The sequence below is a fragment of the Streptomyces sp. NPDC091371 genome, assembly GCF_040684275.1.
Lineage (GTDB): Bacteria > Actinomycetota > Actinomycetes > Streptomycetales > Streptomycetaceae > Streptomyces.
The window spans coordinates 1-20,507 of sequence record NZ_JBFBFP010000007.1 but is presented as its reverse complement, the minus strand read 5'-3'; the positions used below and the strand labels follow the sequence as shown (position 1 = coordinate 20,507).

The 20,507-nt window shown below is 72.7% G+C and carries 18 protein-coding genes; 11 read left to right on the top strand and 7 right to left on the bottom strand.

What is annotated here, in order from left to right; genetic code table 11:
- Window positions 1-24 precede the first annotated feature (24 nt).
- Window positions 25-489, bottom strand: coding sequence for a MarR family transcriptional regulator (locus AB0O21_RS10740; RefSeq protein ID WP_365168916.1), 465 nt, complete (start codon window positions 487-489; stop codon window positions 25-27).
- 112 nt (window positions 490-601) lie between these two features.
- Here AB0O21_RS10740 and AB0O21_RS10735 point away from each other — a divergent pair, with 112 nt between their 5' ends.
- Window positions 602-1,138: a DoxX family membrane protein gene (locus AB0O21_RS10735; RefSeq protein ID WP_365169436.1), complete on the top strand. Its 537-nt coding sequence runs from the start codon at window positions 602-604 to the stop codon at window positions 1,136-1,138.
- 15 nt (window positions 1,139-1,153) lie between these two features.
- On the opposite strand, the gene AB0O21_RS10730 is transcribed toward AB0O21_RS10735, so the two are convergent.
- Entirely contained in the window at window positions 1,154-2,803 is a 1,650-nt protein-coding gene (locus AB0O21_RS10730) for a transposase (RefSeq protein ID WP_365168914.1), read from the bottom strand.
- A 23-nt stretch (window positions 2,804-2,826) separates the two neighbouring features.
- On the opposite strand from AB0O21_RS10730, the gene AB0O21_RS10725 reads away from it, so the two are divergent.
- Window positions 2,827-3,186 (top strand): hypothetical protein, encoded by a 360-nt coding sequence (locus AB0O21_RS10725; RefSeq protein ID WP_365168912.1) that lies wholly within the window; start codon window positions 2,827-2,829, stop codon window positions 3,184-3,186.
- 64 nt (window positions 3,187-3,250) lie between these two features.
- Complete coding sequence (locus AB0O21_RS10720) at window positions 3,251-5,038, top strand: glycoside hydrolase family 15 protein (RefSeq protein WP_365168910.1); 1,788 nt, start codon at window positions 3,251-3,253, stop codon at window positions 5,036-5,038.
- A 102-nt stretch (window positions 5,039-5,140) separates the two neighbouring features.
- On the opposite strand, the gene AB0O21_RS10715 is transcribed toward AB0O21_RS10720, so the two are convergent.
- The 3 genes from AB0O21_RS10715 to dhaK form a co-directional block, all read right to left on the bottom strand.
- Window positions 5,141-6,547 carry an APC family permease gene (locus AB0O21_RS10715; RefSeq protein ID WP_365168907.1) on the bottom strand — a complete coding sequence of 469 codons (1,407 nt, stop codon included), beginning with the start codon at window positions 6,545-6,547 and terminating at the stop codon, window positions 5,141-5,143.
- Between the two features lie 335 nt (window positions 6,548-6,882).
- Window positions 6,883-8,073, bottom strand: coding sequence for a dihydroxyacetone kinase subunit DhaL (gene dhaL / locus AB0O21_RS10710; protein WP_365168905.1), 1,191 nt, complete (start codon window positions 8,071-8,073; stop codon window positions 6,883-6,885).
- 43 nt (window positions 8,074-8,116) lie between these two features.
- The gene (gene dhaK, locus AB0O21_RS10705) at window positions 8,117-9,115 is read right to left on the bottom strand and encodes a dihydroxyacetone kinase subunit DhaK (RefSeq protein ID WP_365168902.1); all 999 of its coding nucleotides are present in this window, start codon (window positions 9,113-9,115) and stop codon (window positions 8,117-8,119) included.
- A gap of 262 nt (window positions 9,116-9,377) precedes the next feature.
- Here dhaK and AB0O21_RS10700 point away from each other — a divergent pair, with 262 nt between their 5' ends.
- Window positions 9,378-10,496 carry a glycerol dehydrogenase gene (locus tag AB0O21_RS10700; RefSeq protein ID WP_365168900.1) on the top strand — a complete coding sequence of 373 codons (1,119 nt, stop codon included), beginning with the start codon at window positions 9,378-9,380 and terminating at the stop codon, window positions 10,494-10,496.
- Between the two features lie 9 nt (window positions 10,497-10,505).
- Here the strand turns inward: AB0O21_RS10700 and AB0O21_RS10695 are convergent, their stop codons facing one another.
- Window positions 10,506-12,632 carry a SpoIIE family protein phosphatase gene (locus AB0O21_RS10695; RefSeq protein WP_365169433.1) on the bottom strand — a complete coding sequence of 709 codons (2,127 nt, stop codon included), beginning with the start codon at window positions 12,630-12,632 and terminating at the stop codon, window positions 10,506-10,508.
- 173 nt (window positions 12,633-12,805) lie between these two features.
- On the opposite strand from AB0O21_RS10695, the gene AB0O21_RS10690 reads away from it, so the two are divergent.
- From AB0O21_RS10690 to AB0O21_RS10675, 4 genes are all read left to right on the top strand, one after another.
- Window positions 12,806-13,285: a methylglyoxal synthase gene (locus AB0O21_RS10690; protein ID WP_365168897.1), complete on the top strand. Its 480-nt coding sequence runs from the start codon at window positions 12,806-12,808 to the stop codon at window positions 13,283-13,285.
- A gap of 90 nt (window positions 13,286-13,375) precedes the next feature.
- Window positions 13,376-13,609 (top strand): FeoA family protein, encoded by a 234-nt coding sequence (locus AB0O21_RS10685; protein ID WP_365168895.1) that lies wholly within the window; start codon window positions 13,376-13,378, stop codon window positions 13,607-13,609.
- Complete coding sequence (locus AB0O21_RS10680; protein ID WP_365168893.1) at window positions 13,606-14,640, top strand: FeoB small GTPase domain-containing protein; 1,035 nt, start codon at window positions 13,606-13,608, stop codon at window positions 14,638-14,640. Before AB0O21_RS10685 ends, AB0O21_RS10680 begins: the two co-directional genes overlap by 4 nt.
- A gap of 114 nt (window positions 14,641-14,754) precedes the next feature.
- Complete coding sequence (locus AB0O21_RS10675; protein ID WP_365168891.1) at window positions 14,755-15,537, top strand: class I SAM-dependent methyltransferase; 783 nt, start codon at window positions 14,755-14,757, stop codon at window positions 15,535-15,537.
- A gap of 3 nt (window positions 15,538-15,540) precedes the next feature.
- On the opposite strand, the gene AB0O21_RS10670 is transcribed toward AB0O21_RS10675, so the two are convergent.
- Window positions 15,541-16,449 (bottom strand): alpha/beta hydrolase fold domain-containing protein, encoded by a 909-nt coding sequence (locus tag AB0O21_RS10670; protein ID WP_365168888.1) that lies wholly within the window; start codon window positions 16,447-16,449, stop codon window positions 15,541-15,543.
- A 219-nt stretch (window positions 16,450-16,668) separates the two neighbouring features.
- Between AB0O21_RS10670 and tdh the strand changes: the two genes are divergently transcribed.
- The 3 genes from tdh to AB0O21_RS10655 all read left to right on the top strand — a co-directional run bounded on the left by tdh (window position 16,669) and on the right by AB0O21_RS10655 (window position 20,080).
- Entirely contained in the window at window positions 16,669-17,697 is a 1,029-nt protein-coding gene (gene tdh, locus AB0O21_RS10665) for an L-threonine 3-dehydrogenase (protein ID WP_365168886.1), read from the top strand.
- 226 nt (window positions 17,698-17,923) lie between these two features.
- Window positions 17,924-19,132 (top strand): glycine C-acetyltransferase, encoded by a 1,209-nt coding sequence (locus AB0O21_RS10660; RefSeq protein WP_365168884.1) that lies wholly within the window; start codon window positions 17,924-17,926, stop codon window positions 19,130-19,132.
- A 12-nt stretch (window positions 19,133-19,144) separates the two neighbouring features.
- Entirely contained in the window at window positions 19,145-20,080 is a 936-nt protein-coding gene (locus tag AB0O21_RS10655; RefSeq protein ID WP_365168882.1) for a LysR substrate-binding domain-containing protein, read from the top strand.
- The last annotated feature ends 427 nt before the right edge of the window (window positions 20,081-20,507 follow it).

Below are 20,507 nucleotides of genomic sequence, written 5' to 3'. Positions count from 1 at the left end.
GACGGCCCCCGCTACCGCGGGACGCTACGCGCCCTGCGCCCGCAGCCGGCGGCCGACCTCGCCCAGCCCGTCGGCGAGCGCGTCCAGCTGCGCCGGGGTCAAGACGTCCACGAGGGCCTCCCGGACGGTCGCCACGTGCCCCGGCGCGGCCGCCTCCAGCTTGGCCGCGCCCGCGTCGGTGAGGACGGCGAAGACCCCGCGGACGTCGGAGGGGCAGCTGCGGCGCCGGACCAGGCCGGCCTTCTCCAGCTGGGTGACCTGGTAGGTCAGCCCGCTCTTGGAGTTGATCAGGCCGTTCGCGAGCTCCGTCATCCGCAGCTCGCGCCCGGGGGCCGCCGCGAGCCGTACGAGGATCTCGTACTGCGGGTGCGAGAGCCCGGAGTCGTCCTTGAGCTGCTGGTCGAGGCGCCGGTTCACCAGGGCGGACGCGGCCAGGAACCCGCTCCAGGCCCGCATCTCACGGTCGTCCAGCCATCTCGTTTCAGCCATGGCCCCACCCTACACGGGTTGTTCGAATTTGAATCACTGGCTAGGGTCTGTACCTGCGGTTCGAATTTGAACAACCTGGAAGGATCCCCCCATGAGCACCCCCACCGCCACGATGAAGCCCTCGGCCTCCACCGCGGCCCCGGCCCTCCCCGCGGCCCTCTCCACCCCCGGCCACGATGTCGGCCTGCTGATCCTGCGCCTCGTCCTCGGGCTGACCATGGCCGCCCACGGCGCCCAGAAGCTCTTCGGCTGGTTCGGGGGCGGCGGCATCAGCGGTACGGGCAAGTTCTTCACCGCCAGCGGCTATCCCGCCGGTGACGCCATGGCCGTCCTCGCCGGCCTGACCGAGACCCTCGGCGGCCTCGGCCTCGCCGTGGGGCTGCTCACCCCGCTCGCCGGCGCGGCCGTCGTCGGCACCCTCATCAACGCCATCGCCGTCCACGGCGCCGGATCCTTCTTCGCCCCGCAGGGCATCGAGTACGAGATCCTCCTGACGGCGGCCGCCACGGCCCTCGCCCTCACCGGCCCCGGGCGGTACGCCTTCGACCGCTTCCTGCCCGTCCTGCGCGCCCACCGGCTCAGCCACGGAGCCCTCGCCCTGGCCGTCGGCATCGTCCTCGCGGGCGCGCTGCTCCTCGTACGCGGCTAAAACTTGATCCGCAATTCACCAGAGGGTGAGCTGTGGATTGCGTCCGGGGCGGCGTCCGGGCTTTCCGGCGTGGTCACGCACGGGGCGTGTCTCATCCGGGGTTGCTCGGGGCCGCTTTCCGGCAGTTCGGTGAGCAGAGGTCCCGCGCTGGGGCGGAACTGCCACGCGACCAGCACCCCGAGAGGTGTTCTGGCACGGTGTGGTTGACTCACGCAGGGCTTCTTCCAGCCCTTCGGAAAATACGATCTGTGCGTGCCGGGACATGGTGGTGTCCAGGTGTGCGGTCTTGGGGTCGTCCACGTCGGTGAGGCGGACGAACACGGCGAGCGCGGCGGACACAAGGTCTCTCTTGCCGACGAGGCCGCAGGCGGTGCACTGGTGTTCCCGGTCCCGCAGCGTCTTCTTCACGGGCTCACCGCACAGGCAGTGCTGGGACAGGGCCGTTGACCAGGTGGAGGCCCGTACGAGCCGTCCGCCCGCTGCCCGGCATTCGCGGTCGAGGGCGGTGATGAGCAGGCCGGGCGTGGTCTGGGAGAGGCGTTTGCCCCACAGCCGGTACCAGGTGCGGATGTCGCAGTCCTCCACCACGAGCACGGGGCCGTGGGCGGCGATGATCTGACGGGCCGGGTTGCGGGCACGGTGACGGCGGTGTTCGGCTGCGCTGGCTGCGTGTTCGGCCTGACGGGCCCGCGTCTTCCGGTAGGCCGTGGACAGCTTGTCCCGCCGGAACGCCTGCTTCGGTACTCCGTCCAGCCGGGCGCGCTCGGCGTCGGTGAGCACGATTTCGGTGGACGCCGGGGCGCCCGTGGTGGGGTCCAGGTTCATCGGGAAGGACACGACGGACAGGTTGGAGACGTTGCCGTCCACGCCACCGATTCGGTCCAGGGCGGCGGCCTGTTCGCGCATCTGCCGTATGGCGGGGGCGGTGTAGCCGGGGCCGAGGATCATCAGGTGCGCCTCGTACGCCCAGCCGCCCGGCGCGGACGCCTTCCGACGGCGGACGAGGTCGACCTTGTGCCAGCGGCCGGGGTTGGTGAGGAAGTGCTCGACGCGGGCGTACTGGCCGGGCTGTTGCGGCACCCGCACCGGGAGCACGAGGTCACCCGCGCTGGAGTAGGGGCCGCCCGCGAACACCACGGCGAGGGCGCCGGTGTGGTCCCACCACGTTGCCTTACGCATCAGCGGCTTACCGGACGCGGTGGTCTTTCCGGTGGGCACACTGCTGGTCGGAAGTACGGGCTTGGGCATCCGCCGGGGCTGCATCAGGGGATGCCGGCCGCCGCCGGTGTAGGTCATGGCGTGGCCGTGGAGAGTGCCGGCGAGGCGAAAGGTCTCCCACTTGTTGACGGTGGTGTGGGAGCGGGCGCGGCCGGGAATACGTGTGAAGTCGTGCCAGCGCCCGGTCTTCGGGCGTCCGAAGCGCTGGCCTGTGGCGTCGGGGAACAGGTGCCGCTGCACCCCGTTCCACACCTCATCGGCCATGTGCATCGCAAGGGCCTTCGACGCGTGGTGCTTGAGGTGCCCGGCGCCTTCGAGGTGCTTGTACGCGGAACGTTCCAGGGCCTCACGGGACAGGCCGAGACGCTGCCGTACGGCCTTCATCCCGTCACGGTCGCGCTCGTGCTTCGCCGCCCAGAACGCGTCGACCTTGTACCGCCGGCTCAAAGAGCTACCGCCGCAGCGTCAACGTGCAGTTCGCCTTCCGCGTGAGCGACCCGCGCGTCATCGCCGTCGGCGACGCCTGGCCCGGCAACCGCAACGACATCGTCGTCTTCCGCGCCACCATGACCCAGCAGATCGCCGGACACCGGCTGACCATCAGAGACGGCGCGTACCGCAGCGCCCCGGAGTCCTCACCAGCCGGAACAAGAGCAAGCCGTTCGCCAGGCGGCGGGCATGGGCCGAACACGGCATCGCCCGCCTCAAGGACTACCGCGCCCTGCGCCAGCGCCGGCGCCGAGGGGCCGCGATCAACGACACCACCCCGCGCCGTCGCCGTCCTCGACAACCTCAAGATCGACAACGCGTCATTACGGATCAGGTCTTAGTGCACCGGCGGGTGTCCGGGGTCCGAGCTGATTGACTCCGGGCATTTGGGGGAAGATCGCACAAATGACACAACCCATCGAAGACTACGCACTCATCGGCGATCTGATGACCAGCGGACTGGTCGGCCGCGACGGGTCCATCGACTGGCTGTGCCTGCCGCGCTTCGACTCCGGCGCATGCTTCGCGAAACTCCTCGGCGACGAGGAGAACGGCCACTGGCGCATCGCACCGCTCGCGGCCCTCGACAGCGAGCGGTGCACCCGCAGGGCCTATGTGGACGGCTCGCTGATCCTGGAGTCGTACTGGGAGACGGACACCGGCACCGTCAAGGTCATCGACTTCATGCCGCAGCGCGACGTCGCCCCCGACGTGATCCGCATCGTCGAGGGCGTCTCCGGCCGGGTCAGGATGCGCAGCACCCTGCGCCTGCGGTTCGACTACGGCCACGTCGTCCCCTGGGTGCGGCGCAGCGACGGCGACGGCGACCGCGTCGCCGTCGCCGGACCGGACTCCGCCTGGTTCCGCAGCGAACCCCCGGTCCGCACCTGGGGCGAGGAGAACAGCACCCGCTCCCAGTTCCCGATCGCCGCCGGACAGCGCGTCGCCTTCGTGCTCACCTGGCACCCCTCCCACCAGCCGCGCCCCGAACCCGTCGACCCGTTCGCGGCCCTGGAGCAGAGCCTCGACGACTGGCGGGAGTGGACCTCCCAGTGCCGCTACGAGGGCCCGTACCGGGAAGCGGTCACCCGCTCCCTGATCACCCTCAAGGCCCTCACCTACGCCCCGACCGGCGGCATCGCCGCCGCGGCCACCACCTCCCTGCCCGAGGAGATCGGCGGCGTCCGCAACTGGGACTACCGCTACTGCTGGCTGCGCGACTCCACCCTCACCCTGGACTCGCTCATCGCCACCGGCTTCCTCGACGAGGCCCGCGCCTGGCGCAGGTGGCTGCTGCGCGCGGTCGCGGGTGATCCCGCCGACCTCCAGATCATGTACGGGCTCGCGGGCGAGCGCCGGATCCCCGAGGCCGAGCTGCCGTGGCTGCGCGGCTACGCCGGCTCCGCGCCCGTCCGGGTCGGCAACGCCGCCGTCGACCAGCTCCAGCTCGACGTGTACGGGGAGGTCATGGACTCCCTCCACCTGGCCAGGTCCGCCGGGCTGCCCGCCGAGCACCACTCCTGGCGCATCCAGCTCGCGCTCCTCGACTTCCTGGAGCGCAACTGGCACCGCCCCGACGAAGGGCTGTGGGAGGTCCGCGGCCCGCGCCGCCACTTCGTGCACTCCAAGGTGATGGCCTGGGTCGCCGCCGACCGGGCCGTGCGCACGCTGGAGCACGACCCCTCGCTCGACGGCGACGTGGAGCGCTTCCGGGCCATGCGCGAAGCGGTGCACCGCGATGTGTGCGAGAACGGCTTCGATGCCGAACGCGGCACCTTCACCCAGTACTACGGCTCGAGCGAACTCGACGCGGCGACCCTGCTCATCCCCAGGGTCGGCTTCCTGCCGCCCGACGACCCGCGCGTCATCGGCACGGTGGACGCCGTGCGCGCGGAACTCGGCAGCAGCGGGCTGGTCCGCCGCTACAGCATCGAAGGGCCGGCCGTCGACGGACTGCCCGGCGGCGAAGGGGCCTTCCTGGCCTGCTCGTTCTGGCTGGCCGACGCCCTGCACATGACGGGCCGGGAGAAGGAGGCCCGTGACCTCTTCGAGCGGCTGCTGGCCGTACGCAACGACGTGGGCCTGCTCGCCGAGGAGTACGACCCCGTCGCCGGACGCCAACTCGGCAACTACCCGCAGGCGTTCAGCCACGTCGGACTCGTGAACACCGCGCTCACCCTGGGCGGCGGCTGACCGGCGGCCCGCCGGCCCCCGTACGCGCGCGGGCCGCGCGCCCCTCCCCGGTGGAGGTGCACGCGGCCCGCGGTGTCGGGACGGGCGGAACGCGGACTCGTACTACGCGGCCGGGCCCTGGCCGTCCTCCGGGATGCTGACGAGCCAGCGCGTGTCCTGGCGCGGGCGCAGGTACAGCGCCCAGTACAGCGTGGCCACAGCGGTGATCCCGCCGGTCCACAGCAGGAACTGGACCTCCTGCTGGGTCAGGATGTACGCGAACACCGCGATCAGCACGATCGGTACGGCCGGCCACAGAGGCATCCGCCAGGCGGCCGTCTGGCCGTGCGCCCCGCGCCGGCTGAACAGCGCGGCGATCGCGACGAGCAGGTACATGCCGGTCACGGAGACGCCGGTGACGCCGTACAGGGTGTCGAGGTTGACGAAGCACAGCGCAGCACCCGGGACTCCGACGACCAGGGTGGCCACCCACGGGGAGCCGAAGCGGCCCAGCTTGGCCAGCGCGTTGTTCACCGGCATCGGCCAGGCGCGGTCGCGGGCGGAGGCGAACAGCACGCGGGAGTTCTGGATGACCATGACGATGCCCGCGTTGACGATGGCGAGGGCCACGCAGAGGCTGACGAAGGTGCCGACGGCGGAGTTGGACCAGGCGGTCACCATCCCGCCGAGGTCACCGGCGGCCAGCGCCTCCAGGTCGGGGGCGCCCATCGTGATGGCGATGACCGGGACCAGGATGACGGCGCTGGAGATGGCGAGGGTGGCGAGCACCGTGCGGGCCACGTTGCGCTTCGGGTTCTCCAGCTCCTCCGAGAGGTAGACGGCCGTCGAGAAGCCCTGGGTGACGAACAGGGCGATGGCGAGCCCGGAGACGACCATCCCCGCGGTGACCGCGGAGATGCCGCCGCCCTCGGCCGCGACCGTGCCGTGCACGAGCGCGTCGGCGCCGCGCTCGCTGTGCGCGAAGCCCAGTACGGCGACGAGCGCCGCGGCGACCACTTCGAGCACCAGGAACACACCGGTGATCCAGGCGTTGGCCCGCAGGTCGAGGAGGCCGGCGAGGGTGGCGAGCAGCATCACGGCGCCACCGGCGACCGGCGCCGGTATCTCCACCACGGGGGCGAGGTAGTCGGCCGTGCCCATGGCGATCACGGGCGGCACGATCATGACGACCAGCAGGGACAGGACGAAGACGAGCCACCCGGCGAGCCGGCCGGCCAGGGTGGAGACCATCGCGTACTCGCCGCCGGCGCTGGGGATGAGCGTCCCGAGCTCCGAGTAGCAGAACGCGACGCCGATACAGAGCAGCGAGCCGATCGCGATGGTCAGGGCCGTCCAGGTGCCGAGACCGGCGAACAGGTCGGGCACGACGACGAAGAGGGTCGAGGCGGGCGTCACGCACGAGAGCGTCAGCAGAGTGCCGCCGACGACGCCGATGGAACGCTTGAGCTTCTGGGGGACGGGCCCGGTCTCGGGGGAGAGGGCCTGTGGTGCGCTGATCGTGTCAGTCATCGGTGCGGTGTTCCGATCGGCAGGTGCGGGGAATGAGCGGGGGAGCTGTATCGCCTCCGGGGCGGTGGTGAGCAAGTGGTTCCGTGGCTCCCGGGCCGACATGCAATCCCCGCGAGATCCGCAGGTCAATAGCTGTTCACCTGCGGATTCCGTCGTCCCGGGCGCTGCCGGGCACCCGATACGGCGTAAAGGCCGTGTTAAGACGGCATGAGGGGCGGGTGCGGGAACCGCAGCTCACCCGCCGAAGAATTTCCCTCCGCTTTGCCGGACGGCGCCCGCATGCCGGACACCCCGTCAGGGGGGTTGTCCGGCATGCGGCATCCGACCCGATGCGTTCAGCGCTTGCGGTACTGCCGGGCGTCCTCGGCCGCCGCGAGGACCGAGTCGAGGTCGCCGCCGATCGCCGCGGTCAGGGTGATGGCCATGGCGCCCTCCAGGAACGGCGCGTCCACGATCCGGGTGTCGGCCGGCAGCGGCGAAGGGCTCTCGGCGAGCAGCGACTTGAGGGTCAGCACCGCGCTGCCCATGTCGCACAGCACCGCCACGCCGTGGCCCTCGTCCACCTCGCGGGCGGCGGCCAGGATCAGGTCCGCGCTCGTGCCGATGCCGCCGTCCGGGGTGCCGCCCGCGACCGCGAGCGGGGCGGGGTCGACGGAACCGAGCAGGGCGCCCGACAGTTCGGCCACGGACGCGGCGACCTTGGCGCTGTGCGACACCAGGACCACCCCGACGCGGCCCGTACGGGTCCCGCGCGCGGGCTCGGTGCCGGGGTCCGATGCGGCGACGGCCTCCGCGACCGGCTGCGCGACGGCCTCCGCGACCGACTCCGCGACCGGGCCCGGCTCCGCTCCTGCCGGGACCTCGGTGGCGTCGACCGCCGTACGCAGGGCCTCCATCAGCAGGGCCACCGAGTTGGCCCCGGCGTCCTGGTGGCCGACGCTCCGCTCGCCCAGGTAACTGGCCCGCCCCTTGCGGGCCTGGAGCGCGGCCGTGCCGTCCGCGCCCGCGCGCGCCGCCCGGCACGCCTCGTCCAGGGCCTCCCGCAGCGGGCGGCCCGCCCCGGCGGCATCGGACAGCGCCGCGATGCCCGGAGCCAGCGCGTCCACCAGCGTCGCGTCGCCGACCTCCGCACCGCCCAGCTTCTGTACGGACTTCAGGCCCGCCCCCAGCGCGTCCGCCAGCTCGGCACCCGTCGGGACGGCGGTGGCGCCGAGCACCTTGCCGGTGCGGCGCAGCGCCGTCCCGAACAGCGGGCCGGACGCGCCGCCCACGGTGTTGGTCAGCGTGCTCCCGGCCAGGGTGAGCAGCTCCCCGGGGGTCTCGGGCCGGGCCTCGGCCACGGCGGCCCCGACGGCGCCGAAGCCCCGTACGAGGTTCGCCCCGTGGTCCCCGTCGCCGATGACGGCGTCGAGCTCGGTGAGGCGCGCGCTGTCACGGCGTACGAGACGGTCGGTCTCGGCGAGCCAGCGACGGAAGTAGGCGGTGTCCAGAACGGGCGCGGGAGTGGTGGTCGACGTGGTCGTCATGGGGATGGCTCCTCGGAACGGAAAGCGGGTGTGGCGAACGGGTTCAGCAGCCCCAGCGCAGGGACGGGGTGTCGACCGGCGCGTCCCACAGGCGCAGCAGCTCGTCGTCCGCACGGCACAGGGTGAAGGTGCAGCCGGCCATGTCCAGGCTGGTGACGTAGGAGCCGACCAGCGAGCGGGCCACGGTGATCCCGCGTTCGGCGAGGACCCGCCCGGCCTCGGCGCGCATCACGTACAGCTCGATCGGCGGTGTCCCGCCGAGCCCGTTGACCAGCAGGATCACCGGCGCGCCCGCCGCCTCGGGGAGGTCGGCGAGGATCGCGTCGAGCATCGCCCCGGCCGTCTCGGCGGCGGTCATCACGGTGCGGCGCTCGCGGCCGGGCTCGCCGTGGATGCCGATGCCGAGCTCGATCTCGTCCGCGCCCAGCTCGAAGTTGGGGCTGCCCTTCGCGGGTGTGGTGCACGAGGACAGCGCCACCCCGTAGCTGCGCGAGCGGCTGTTGACCTTGCGGGCGACCGCGGCGACCTCGGCGAGCGTCGCGCCCTCCTCCGCCAGCGCGCCCGCGATCTTCTCCACGAACAGGGTCGCGCCGGTGCCGCGGCGGCCCGGCCCGCCCTCCGCCGCGGTCACCGCGACGTCGTCGTCGACGACGACCTGCTCGACCTTGACGCCCTCGTCCTCGCAGTCCTCCGCGGCCATCGTGAAGTTGAGGATGTCCCCGGTGTAGTTCTTCACGATGTGCAGGACGCCCGCGCCGGAGTCGACGGCGGCCGTCGCCGCCGCGATGGTGTCCGGCACCGGCGAGGTGAAGACCGGCCCGGCCACGGCGCCCGCCAGCATGCCGCGGCCGACGAAGCCGGCGTGCAGCGGCTCGTGCCCGCTGCCGCCGCCGGAGAGCAGGGCGACCCTTCCGGCCGCCGGCCCGCCGGCCCGCGTGACGATGCCCCTCTCCGCTTCCACCGACAGCTCCGGATGGGCGGCTGCCATTCCGTTCAGAGCGTCGGCGACGACACTCTCCGGGGAATTGATGAGCTTCTTCACGGGAGCCTCTCTCCTGATTTCTGGAATGCGGAAATGAAAGCGGGAAACGGGAATTCCGCTCCCTCTTCCAGGCCGCCTGCCAGGCACGTTACCCGGTGTCATACCTAGCAGGGGGCGGGTCGTTGGTCCCGGATCCGGGCGCGGAAGGGCCCCTCTGGAGCCGTTGATCCATACATTCCGCGTGCATTGCGGTCAATCCGCTGATCCGTGATAGGGATGAAATGCAGGAGCGGAAATGAGTTCCCAATCAGGAGGTTTCGCCGTGAAGACTGTCGGTACCCGCATGCTGATCAGCCCCGCGAAATACGTCCAGGGCGCCGGAGCGATGAACGACCTGGGCGAGCACACCGCACGCCTCGGCTCGAACGCCGTCGTACTCGCCGACAAGGGTGTGTGGGGCCTCGTGGACTCCGCGGTCACCGACTCCCTCGCCGCCGCCGGGGTCAAGCTGACCAAGGAGGTCTTCGGCGGACTGTGCACGCAGAAGGAGATCGACCGGGTCGCCGCGGCCGCCAAGGCCGTCGGCGCGGACGTGATCGTCGGCATCGGCGGCGGCACCGCCATCGACACGGCCAAGGCCGTCGGCCACGCCCTCGACGACATCGCCGTCGTCAGCGCCCCCACGGTCGCCTCCACCGACGCCCCCACCAGCGCGCTGGCCGTCATCTACACCGAGGACGGCGCCTTCGAGCGCTACTCCTTCTTCCAGCGCAACCCGAACCTCGTCCTCGTGGACACGGCGCTCGTCGCCGGCGCCCCCAGCCGGTTCATCGTCTCCGGCATGGGCGACGCGCTCGCCACCTGGTACGAGGCGCGCGTCTGCGTCGCCGCGCGCCGCACCGCGATGGCCGGCGGCCTCGCCACCGAGGCCTCCCTCGCCCTGGCCCGGCTGTGCTGGGAGACCCTCATGGAGTACGGCCACCAGGCGCGGATCTCCGCCGAGCAGCACGTGGTGACCCCGGCCCTGGAGAAGGTCACCGAGGCCAACACCCTGCTCTCCGGCCTCGGCTTCGAGTCCTGCGGTCTCGCCGCCGCCCACGGCATCCACAACGGCCTCACCGTCTCGCACAAGGTGCACGGCATGATGCACGGCGAGAAGGTCAACATCGGCACCCTCGCCCAGCTGGTCCTGGAGGGCGCGGACACCGACGAGCTGAACACCTACCTGAAGTTCAGCCGGGCCGTGGGCCTTCCCACCACGCTCGCCGAGATCGGTCTCGTCGACCCGGACCGCGAGGAGCTCCTCGCGATCGGCCGCGCGGCCACCGCCGAGGGCGAGACCACGCACAACATGCCGTTCGCGGTGACCCCGGAGATGGTCGCGGAGGCCCTCCTCGCCGGTGACGCGTACGCCCGCGCCACCGCGGGCAAGGCCGCCTGAGCCGCGCCGCTACGCGGGCCCGCCCGTACGGGACGCGAGCAGCAGGGCGATGTCGTCCGGCCGGTCGGAGCTCCCCGCCTCGCCGATCAGCCGGTCGGCGGTCTCGGTCAGCGGGGCCGGCCGGGCCGCCGCCAGCGCCGCGCGCAGCCGCTCCACGCCGACGTCGATGTCGGTGCCCGGCTTCTCCACCAGCCCGTCCGTGTACAGGGCGAGCACCGAGCCGACCGCCAAGCGCAGTTCGGTGACCGGGTACGAAGCCCCCGGATCGATGCCGAGCACCACCCCGCCGGCCAGGTCGAGCACCTCGGCCCGGCCGTCGGGGTGGCGCAGCAGCGGCTGGGGGTGGCCGGCCCGCACGGCCCGGGCGGAACCCGACGCCGGGTCGAGCAACACGTAGCAGCAGCTGGCGAACTGTCCCGGATCCAGGTCGATGAGCAGCCTGTTGGTACCGCTCATCACCTGCTCCGGGGTGCTGCCGCTGAGCGCGAAGGCCCGTACGGCGCTGCGCAGTTGGCCCATGGTCGCCGCGGCCTCCACGCCATGGCCCTGGACGTCGCCGATGATCAGCGCCAGCAGCCCCCCGTCGGTGTCGATCACGTCGTACCAGTCGCCGCCGACGTCCATGCCGAGGGTGCCGGGCAGGTACCGGCCCACCGTGTCCACGTGTTCGCGCACCGGCAGCCGGTGCGGGAGCAGGGCCGCCTGTAGACCGCGCGCCCGCTCGGCCTCGTTGTCGTAGCGCTTCGCCCGTGCCAGGGCCTGCGCGATCAGTCCGGCGAGCGCGGTGAGCACCGTACGCTCCTCCGCGCTGAAGCCGCGCGGCGCGTCGAAGCCGAGGATGCAGGAGCCCACGGGCCGGCCGGAGGCGATCAGCGGCAGGAAGGCGCGGGCGCCGACGTGCGCGTCCAGGGGGATCCCCGGGTAGGCGGCGGCGAGGTTCTCCATCGACTCGAAGAACAGCGGCCGGCCCGTGGTGAGGGTTTCCACGCCGGGCAGCCGCACGTCCAGGGCGACGCCGTCGAACCGGTCGAGGAAGCCCTGCGGGAAGCCGGTCTCCCAGGCGAGGTGCAGATGCCGCTCGTCGAGCATGTAGATCGCCAGCTGGCGGCCGCCGAAGGCGGGCAGCAGCTCCTCCGTGACCACCGCCGACACCTGCCGGGCCGTGACCGCCTCCGTCAACGCGATCGCGAGGGCCACGGGCCGGTACGGGCCCGAGGTCCGGTCGGTCGCCGAGACCGGTCCCTCGGCCGGCCGGACCAGCGGCCCGGAGGCGTCGCCGGGCCGCTCGGCGGCGTCGATCGTCACGGTCACCCCGTCGGGCCCCGGGAACAGGTCCACCGAGAGCCAGTCACCGGGCGGGTTCCGGCCGCGCCGGGCCGCGAAGCGCACCGGCGCGCCGGAGAGGAAGACGGCCCGGAAGTGCTCCTCGTAGGCCCGGTGCCCCAGCCAGGGCGCCGCCTCCCACAGCACCTGCCCCAGCAGCTCGGCCTCGCGGCCGCCGAGCAGCTTCTCGGCGGCCGCGTTCGCCAGCCGGATCCCGCCCTGCCGGTCCAGGGACAGTACGGCCTGAGTGAGCCGGTCCACGGCCATCCGGGCGCCGTGGGCCGGGGCGGTCGGCGGTACGAACACCGGGTCCCCCTCCCAGGTCACCGGCTCCCCGGCCGCCGCGAGCGCGGCGAGCCCCCGGGCCAGCCCGGCCGCCGCCGTGCGCAGCCGCTCGCGGTCGTCCGCCCCGACCGGGACGTCGGGGGTGGCCTCGCGCAGCACCATCAGCACCCCGAACCGCTCGGGCCCGGCGGTCACCGGCTCATAGAGGGAGGCGAAGGGGTAGGGCAGGCCGGCCATCAGCTGGGGGAAGCGCTGCATGACCGCCTCCGCGTCGGGCAGGTGCACGGACTGCCCCGAGCGGTACGCCTCCGCCACCGGATAGGGACGGTTCACCTGCATCCGCCACCACGGCCGGAACAGCGGCCCCGGGAGCCCCACGAGCACCGCCAGCAGCAGCATGTCCTCGCTCTCCGAACGCAGGTAGACCCCGCCTGCGTACCCGCCGACGGCCTCCACGGCGTCCAGGGAGGCCCGGGCGAGCAACCGGGCCGTGGCGTCGGCGGCGGGGCCGCCGTTGTCCGGGCTCACCGTCACCCCTTCAGGATGCGCCCGGGCCGTCGCACCCGCACCGCCCGTGGGACGAGCGCGCCGTCTCGCCGATTATCGGATTCCGGGCCATGCCATTCGGAATTCGACCCCTGCGGCGCGTCCGGTGTTTCCCCGGAATGGCGGAAGGAATCCAGCCGGGTTAGCGTCGGTTGATGATCGCTCTCGTTGCTCATGACCAGAGGAAATCGGAACTGCTGAATTGGGTGCGGCACAACCGCGATGTCGTGACCCGGTGCGGACTGGTGGGAACCAGCTCCACCGCCCGGATGCTCAGAGACGAACTGGGCCTGCGGATCAGATCGGTTGAGTCGGGTCCGCGCGGCGGTGACCAGCAGATCGGCTCGATGGTGATCTCCGGTGATGTCACCTCGCTCGTCTTCTTCTGGGACCCGCTCTGGGCCGCCCCGCACGTGCACGACGTACTCGCCCTCGTCCGAATTGCCGTGCTCCGCGATATTCCCGTCGCCCTGAATCCGGCGAGCGCCGCAGCCATGTCGGGAAACGGATTCCCCCGCGAAGAAGAGGTTCCGGACCGGGGCGCCGAACGCATTCCGCCCGGGATCCGATTCCGGCGGCCCGCCCTGGTCGGACTCGGTCGAACGGCCGACGCCAGGCCGGGACGGGCGGGCTGAAGGTCCCTGCCGATCGGGGACTTTGCGCGCCCCGCCGGACCGCCGGGCTCTGCTCAGGGTGGCCTAAGAAGAGTCGATGAAGGAGGTCCGGTGCCGTCGCTCAACGACAGCCGTCCCGGGACGACCGTACGCCTCACGGGGATCGCTCCCGCCGCCGGTCAGGACGGCGGAAGCCGCAGACGGCTCCTTGAGTTCGGCTTCGTACCGGGCGCCGACGTCACGGTCATAGCCCGAGGGGCCACCGGCGGCCTGCTCGTCGGACTCGGCGAGACCCGGGTGGCACTGGACTCCCGCACGGCCGGGCGACTGCGGTGGGCCCGATGAGCTGCCACACCGCCGGGGGTATGCCGCGCGACGCGGGCGTGGCGCTCGACGCGCGTGCGCCGCTCGTCGCCCTCGCCGGCAACCCGAACGTCGGCAAGTCGACCCTCTTCAACGCCCTCACCGGAGCCCGGCAGCGGGTGGGCAACTGGCCCGGCAAGACCGTCTCCGTCGCCCAAGGGGACTGGCGGACCCTCTCCGGGCGGCTGCGCCTCGCCGACCTGCCCGGTTCGTACAGCCTGCTGCCCGACTCCCCGGACGAGGCACTCGTACGCGATGTGCTGACGGCCCCGGCCGGACAGCGGCCCGACGCGGTCGCCTTCACCCTCGACGCCGCCAACCCGGCCCGCAACCTGTACCTGCTCTCGCAGATCCTCGACACCGGGATCCCCGTGGTCGTCGCCCTCACCATGACCGACGTCGCCGCCCGTCGCGGCCGGACCCCCGACCCCGGGGCCCTGGCCCGCGAACTCGCGCTGCCCGTCGTACCGGTGGAGGGCCGGACCGGAACCGGGCTCGAGCAGCTCGCCGACACCGTCACCGATCTGCTGCGCCGACCCGTCCACCCGAAGCCCGGTCCCCGCCACGCCTGGGCGGTGCCCGGCTCGCCGCTCGCCGCCGAATTGGAGGAGCTCGTACGGGCATCCGCCCGGCACCCGCACCCGTACCCGGCACGCTGGCTGGCCGTGAGCCTGCTCTGCGGGGAGCACCCGCCAGGCGTGCCGGCCGAGCTGGCGGCGCACGCCGGGGAGTGCGCGCGGCGACTCGGGAAGCCCCGGCCGAGCCGGCCGACGCCGAGCCGGCCGACGCCGAGCTCCTCGTCGCGGAGGCCCGCTACGACTGGGCGCACGCCGTCATCGAACGCACCGCGCCCCGCCCCGAGCGGGTCCGCCCCACCCTCACCGACCGCGCGGACCGGCTGCTGCTGTCCCGCTCCTTCGGCCGCGTGCCCGAGCCCCTCGGGACGGCCCTCGGGGCGGCCCTCGGCCCCGGCGCTGATCGCGCTGAGCCCCGTACGCGATCGGCGGCAGTAGGCCGACCGCTTCCCTCGTCCGGGGGACGCACGGGCGTACCGAACGCCCCCGGTCCCGCCGCGGGGCACCATACGCACGCGTCCCACACCCCGGCGGGCCACCGGAAGGCAGAACATGCGCTACCAGTACGACACCATCGGAGAGCGCTTCGCGGAGTCCAAGACCACGGCCGCCTTCTCGGCCGCCGACACCCACACCCTGCTCGGCGCCCTCGACGAGCTCGGCGGGGTACGCGGACTCGACACCCTCGACCTGGCCTGCGGATACGGCTACAACACCCGACTGCTGGCCCGCGGCGGCGCCCGCCGGACCGTCGGGGTGGACATCTCGGCGGAGATGATCAGACTGGCCCGCGAGCACCAGACGCACGAACACGGGACGGACGAACACGGCACGGACGGACACGGGACGGCCGGGGACCGGCCGGACATCGAGTACCTCGTCGCCGACGCCGCGGGCCTTCCCGACCTCGGCCCCTTCGACCTCGCCACAGCCGTCTACCTGTTCAACTACGCGCCCGACCGCACCTCACTGCACGCGATGTTCCGGTCCGTCCGCGCCAACCTGCGCGCCGGGGGCAAACTCCTCGCCATCGTGCCCAACGCGGGGGCGTTCCCCCGCGTCGACTGGTCCCCGTACGGAGTCCGCATCCTCGACCGGCTCCCGGAAGGCGACGCACCCCTGCTCAAGGCACACTTCCTCACCGAGCCGCCGGTGCCCTTCGAGTTCCGCGAATGGGCCCACGCCGACCTCGCCGAAGCCGCCGTGGAGGCGGGCTTCACCACCATCGGCTGGCAGCCGACCCGGACCCCGCCGGCCGACCCCGTACGCGACGAGGCGTACTGGACGGCGTACCGGGCCTGGCCGGTCAGCTCCCTGATGACCTGCACGGCGTAGCCCTCACAGCTCCGCCGTGGCCCGGATCAGCTGTACGATCCGCTCCCGCGCCGCCCGCCCCTCCGGCAGCGGCATCAGCGGATACCCGTGCGGCAGCCCTTCTTCCTCGTGGAACTCCACGTCCACCCCGGCCGCCAGGGCCCGGCTCAGCAGCTCCCGGCTGTCCGTGACCAGCACGTCCCGGCTCCCGGCGAACACCGTCAGCGGCGCCAGCCCCGCGAACGACCCGTGCAACGGGCTCACCCGCGGATCGTCGGCGGGCAGCGTGCCCGCGTACAGCCGCCCGGCCTCGCGCAGCCCCGGGCGGGCCAGCATCGGGTCGGCCGCCTCGATCAGCGCCTGGTCGGGATGGCTCACGGTCACGTCCAGCCAGGGCGAGATCAGCACGATCCGGGAGGGCTGCGCCCCGGTCCGGTCGCGCAGCCGCTGCGCGGCGGCCAGCGCCAGCCCGGCGCCCGCGGAGTCCCCGAGGAGCACCGTGCCGCCCGCGCCGCCGCTCTCGATCAGACCGCTGAGCAGGTCGGCGGCGACCGGGACCGTCCGGTCGGCGGTCCCGCGCGGCGCCAGAATGTACGCCGGCACGACCACCCGTGCCCGCGCGTGCGTGACCAGGTGCCGGATCAACGCCCAGTGCGGGCGGACCAGCTCGTTGATGAACCCGCCCCCGTGCACGTACAGGACCCGCGCCGCGGGCTCGGTCCCGCGGGGGGACACGTCGTACACCGGCCAGGCCCCGACGAACGTCCGCGATATGTCGGCGACCCGGCCCAGCGAGCGCGGCGGCAGATGCGACGCGGGCCGCCGGGCGGACTGCGCCACCTGGCTCCGTACCGCCTCGGCGCTCGCGAACCGTCTTCGCCGGCCCGCCGCGATCAGCGCCGCCGACAGCGCCCTGCTGCGCAGACTCGGCACGCCCCTCACCTCCCCTTTTCCCCGGGCCGTAGCGCCAGCCCGGGACCCTGCCCCGTCAAGGGAGGAGCATAGGCGTGAAGCTGCGCTGTCGACCCGCTTAAGAAAGTCTCGATGGACTGATCACCGTGCCGATCGGCAGATTGGTCACGTCAACCACACCGACGCCGTTCGGGCCCGCACGCCCGTGGCGCCCCCTTCCGCATGCCTGGAGCCACCCTCATGAAGGCACTCGTCAAGCACAAGGCCGAGCCCGGACTGTGGCTCATGGACGTTCCCGAGCCCGAATACGGCCCCGGCGACGTGCTGATCAAGGTGCTGCGCACCGGTATCTGCGGAACCGACCTGCACATCCGGGCCTGGGACGGCTGGGCGCAGGGCGCGGTCAAGACCCCCCTCGTACTGGGCCACGAGTTCGTGGGCGAGGTCGCGGCGCTCGGCGCGGACGTCCGCGACATCGAGATCGGCGCGCTCGTCAGCGGCGAGGGCCACCTGGTCTGCGGCAAGTGCCGCAACTGCCTGGCCGGCCGCCGCCACCTGTGCCGCAGCACCATCGGGCTCGGCGTCGGCCGGGACGGCGCCTTCGCCGAGTACGTGGTGCTGCCCGCGCAGAACGTGTGGGTGCACCGCACCAAGGTGGACCTGGACGTCGCGGCGATCTTCGACCCGTTCGGCAACGCCGTGCACACGGCCCTGTCCTTCCCGCTGGTCGGCGAGGACGTGCTGATCACCGGTGCCGGCCCGATCGGCATCATGGCGGCGGCCGTGGCCCGGCACGCCGGCGCGCGCAACGTGGTCATCACCGACGTCAGCCCCGAGCGCCTGGAGATCGCCCGCAAGGCCGGCGCCACGCTCGCGGTGAACGTCGCGAAGAGCTCCATCGCCGACGCGCAGGCGCAGCTGGGGCTGCGCGAGGGCTTCGACATCGGCCTGGAGATGTCCGGCCGCGCCGAGGCCATGCGCGACATGATCGACAACATGACGCACGGCGGCCGGATCGCCATGCTGGGCCTGCCCGCGCAGGAGTTCCCGGTGGACTGGGCGAAGGTCGTCACCTCGATGATCACCATCAAGGGCATCTACGGCCGTGAGATGTTCGAGACCTGGTACGCGATGACGGTGCTCCTGGAGGGCGGCCTCGACCTGAGCCCGGTCATCACCGGCCGCTACTCGCACCGCGACTTCGAGGCCGCCTTCGACGAGGCGTCGACCGCCCGCAGCGGCAAGATCATCCTGGACTGGACGGCGTAGGCCTCCGGCCGTAGCGCGGCGGGATTCCGGGTTCCGCCGCCTGACCAAGCCCGCCCGGCCGGCCGCCAGGCCGGGCCAAGCCGCCCGGCGGGTCCCGACCTGGGCGTCGGCCGTCGGCACGCACAAGACCATCTCCCTACGGCCGGACCCCGCACCCCCTCCCCCCTCCGCGGGGTCCGGCCCCCTCCTCTTCCCCTCGCCGCCCTCCGCCGCATAGGAGACCCGTATGTTCGAGACCGTCCGCGAAGACCTCCGCACCACCCTCGACGAGATCCGCTCCGCCGGCCTGCACAAGCCCGAGCGCGTCATCGGCACCCCGCAGAGCGCCGCCGTCGCCGTCACCTCGGGCGGACAGGCCGGCGAGGTGCTCAACTTCTGCGCCAACAACTACCTCGGCCTCGCCGACCACCCCGAGGTCGTCGCCGCGGCGAAGGACGCGCTGGACCGCTGGGGCTACGGCATGGCCTCGGTCCGCTTCATCTGCGGTACCCAGGAGGTGCACAAGGAGCTGGAGGCGCGCCTGTCCTCGTTCCTCGGCCAGGAGGACACGATCCTCTACTCCTCCTGCTTCGACGCCAACGGCGGCGTCTTCGAGACCCTGCTCGGCGCCGAGGACGCGGTCATCTCCGACGCCCTCAACCACGCCTCGATCATCGACGGCATCCGCCTCTCCAAGGCCCGCCGCTTCCGCTACGCCAACCGCGACATGGCCGAGCTGGAGGCGCGCCTGAAGGAGGCCACCGAGGGCGGCGCCCGCCGCAAGCTGGTCGTCACCGACGGCGTCTTCTCCATGGACGGCTACGTCGCCCCGCTCCAGGAGATCTGCGACCTGGCCGAGCGGTACGACGCCATGGTCATGGTCGACGACTCCCACGCGGTCGGCTTCGTCGGCCCCGGCGGCCGCGGCACCCCCGAACTGCACGGGGTCATGGACCGCGTCGACATCATCACCGGCACCCTCGGCAAGGCCCTCGGCGGTGCCTCCGGCGGCTACGTCGCGGCCCGCGCCGAGATCGTCGAGCTGCTGCGCCAGCGCTCGCGCCCGTACCTCTTCTCCAACTCCCTCGCCCCGGTCATCGCCGCGGCCTCGCTGAAGGTCCTCGACCTCCTGGAGTCGGCCGGCGACCTCCGCGAGCAGCTCGCGGCCAACACCTCCCTCTTCCGCACGAAGATGACCGAGGCCGGCTTCGAGATCCTGCCCGGCGACCACGCCATCGCCCCCGTGATGATCGGCGACGCCGCGAAGGCGGCCAGGATGGCGGAGCTGCTGCTGGAGCGCGGCGTGTACGTGATCGGCTTCTCCTACCCGGTGGTCCCGATGGGCGCGGCCCGCATCCGCGTCCAGCTCTCGGCGGCCCACTCGACGGCGGACGTGGAGCGGGCCGTGGCCGCGTTCACGGACGCCCGGGCGGCGCTGGAGGCCGAGGAGGCCTGAGACAATGGTGGGGTGATCGACCCCCGCCGGCTGCGCATCCTGCGGGCCGTGGCGGACCACCGTACGGTGACCGCCGCGGCCGCAGCCCTGTACCTCACCCCCTCCGCCGTCTCCCAGCAGCTCGCGGCACTGGAGCAGGAGACGGGCCACACGCTGCTCACCCGCAGCGGCCGGGGCGTACGGCTCACGGCGGCCGGCGAGATCCTCCTCGGGCACGCCCACGAGGTCCTGGCGCAGCTGGAGCGGGCCGAAGCCGAACTCGCCGCGTACGCGGGCGGCTCCGCGGGCGAGGTCACAGTGGCCGCCTTCGCGACGGGAATCGCGGAGGTACTGGCCCCGGCCATCGCCCGCCTCGCGCTGGAGCACCCGGGCATCAGACTCCGCGTCCGGGACGCGGAGGGCGACCAGAGCCTGCCGCTGCTGCTGGACGGCGAGGCCGACGTGGCCCTCGCGGTCGAGTACCGGGGCGCCCCGGGCGCCGACGACGGCCGCCTCTCGGTCCTCCCGCTGTACGCGGAACCCTTCGACGCGGTGCTCCCCTCGGGGCACCCGCTGGCCGACCTCCCGGCGGTGTCGCTGGCGGACCTCTCCGACTCGGACTGGGTGGGCCAGTACCCGGGCAACCCGTGCCACGACGTGACGCTGCTGGCGTGCGAACTGGCGGGCTTCCAACCCCGGTTCGTGCACTCCTCGGACGACTTCAGGGCGGTCACCGCTCTGGTCGGGGCAGGGGCGGGGGTCGCCCTGGTCCCGCGGTCCGCACTGCGCGGGATGGACCTCAAGGAGGTCCAGGTCCGCCCGGTGGCCCCGGTGGGGGGCCCGGCCTCGGGCCCGGCCGCCACCCGCCGCGTCTTCGCGGCGACCCGCCGCGGGGCGGAGTCCCACCCCTTGATCGCACCGGTCCTGGCGGCCCTGGTGAGGGAGTCGGAGCGACTGCCGGAGCACTGAGGGGGGTGGGGGCCCGGGCTTGGCGGAATCAGGGAGGGCGCGGGGGGTTTCCCGTCAGTCCCATGGTCCTTCCGTGTCGGGCCGGCCTGTAAAGGGCGCTCCTCCTTCGTCGTCGCGTCGCTTCGCGATGGCCTTCGGCCACCCTTGACAGTGAGGATGGTGGTGGCACCGTTCGGGGGTCTGACCCGTCCCTTGACTGACGTCCCTTGGCTGTCTTTGGTCTGAATCGTCGGCTGCCCGGACGGTGTCGTTCAGCGCGTCGCCGGCCGGGAGCCAGTGACTTCATAGGAGCCCGGCCAAAGGTCCCGTCACTGTCTTGTCCGGCTTTCCGACCGGCGCGCGCGTGCACTGACTTCACGCGTCGCACGGAAGGCAGCACCATCAGGATGACAGATTCGATATCGGTGGTCGGCGGCATCGACACCCA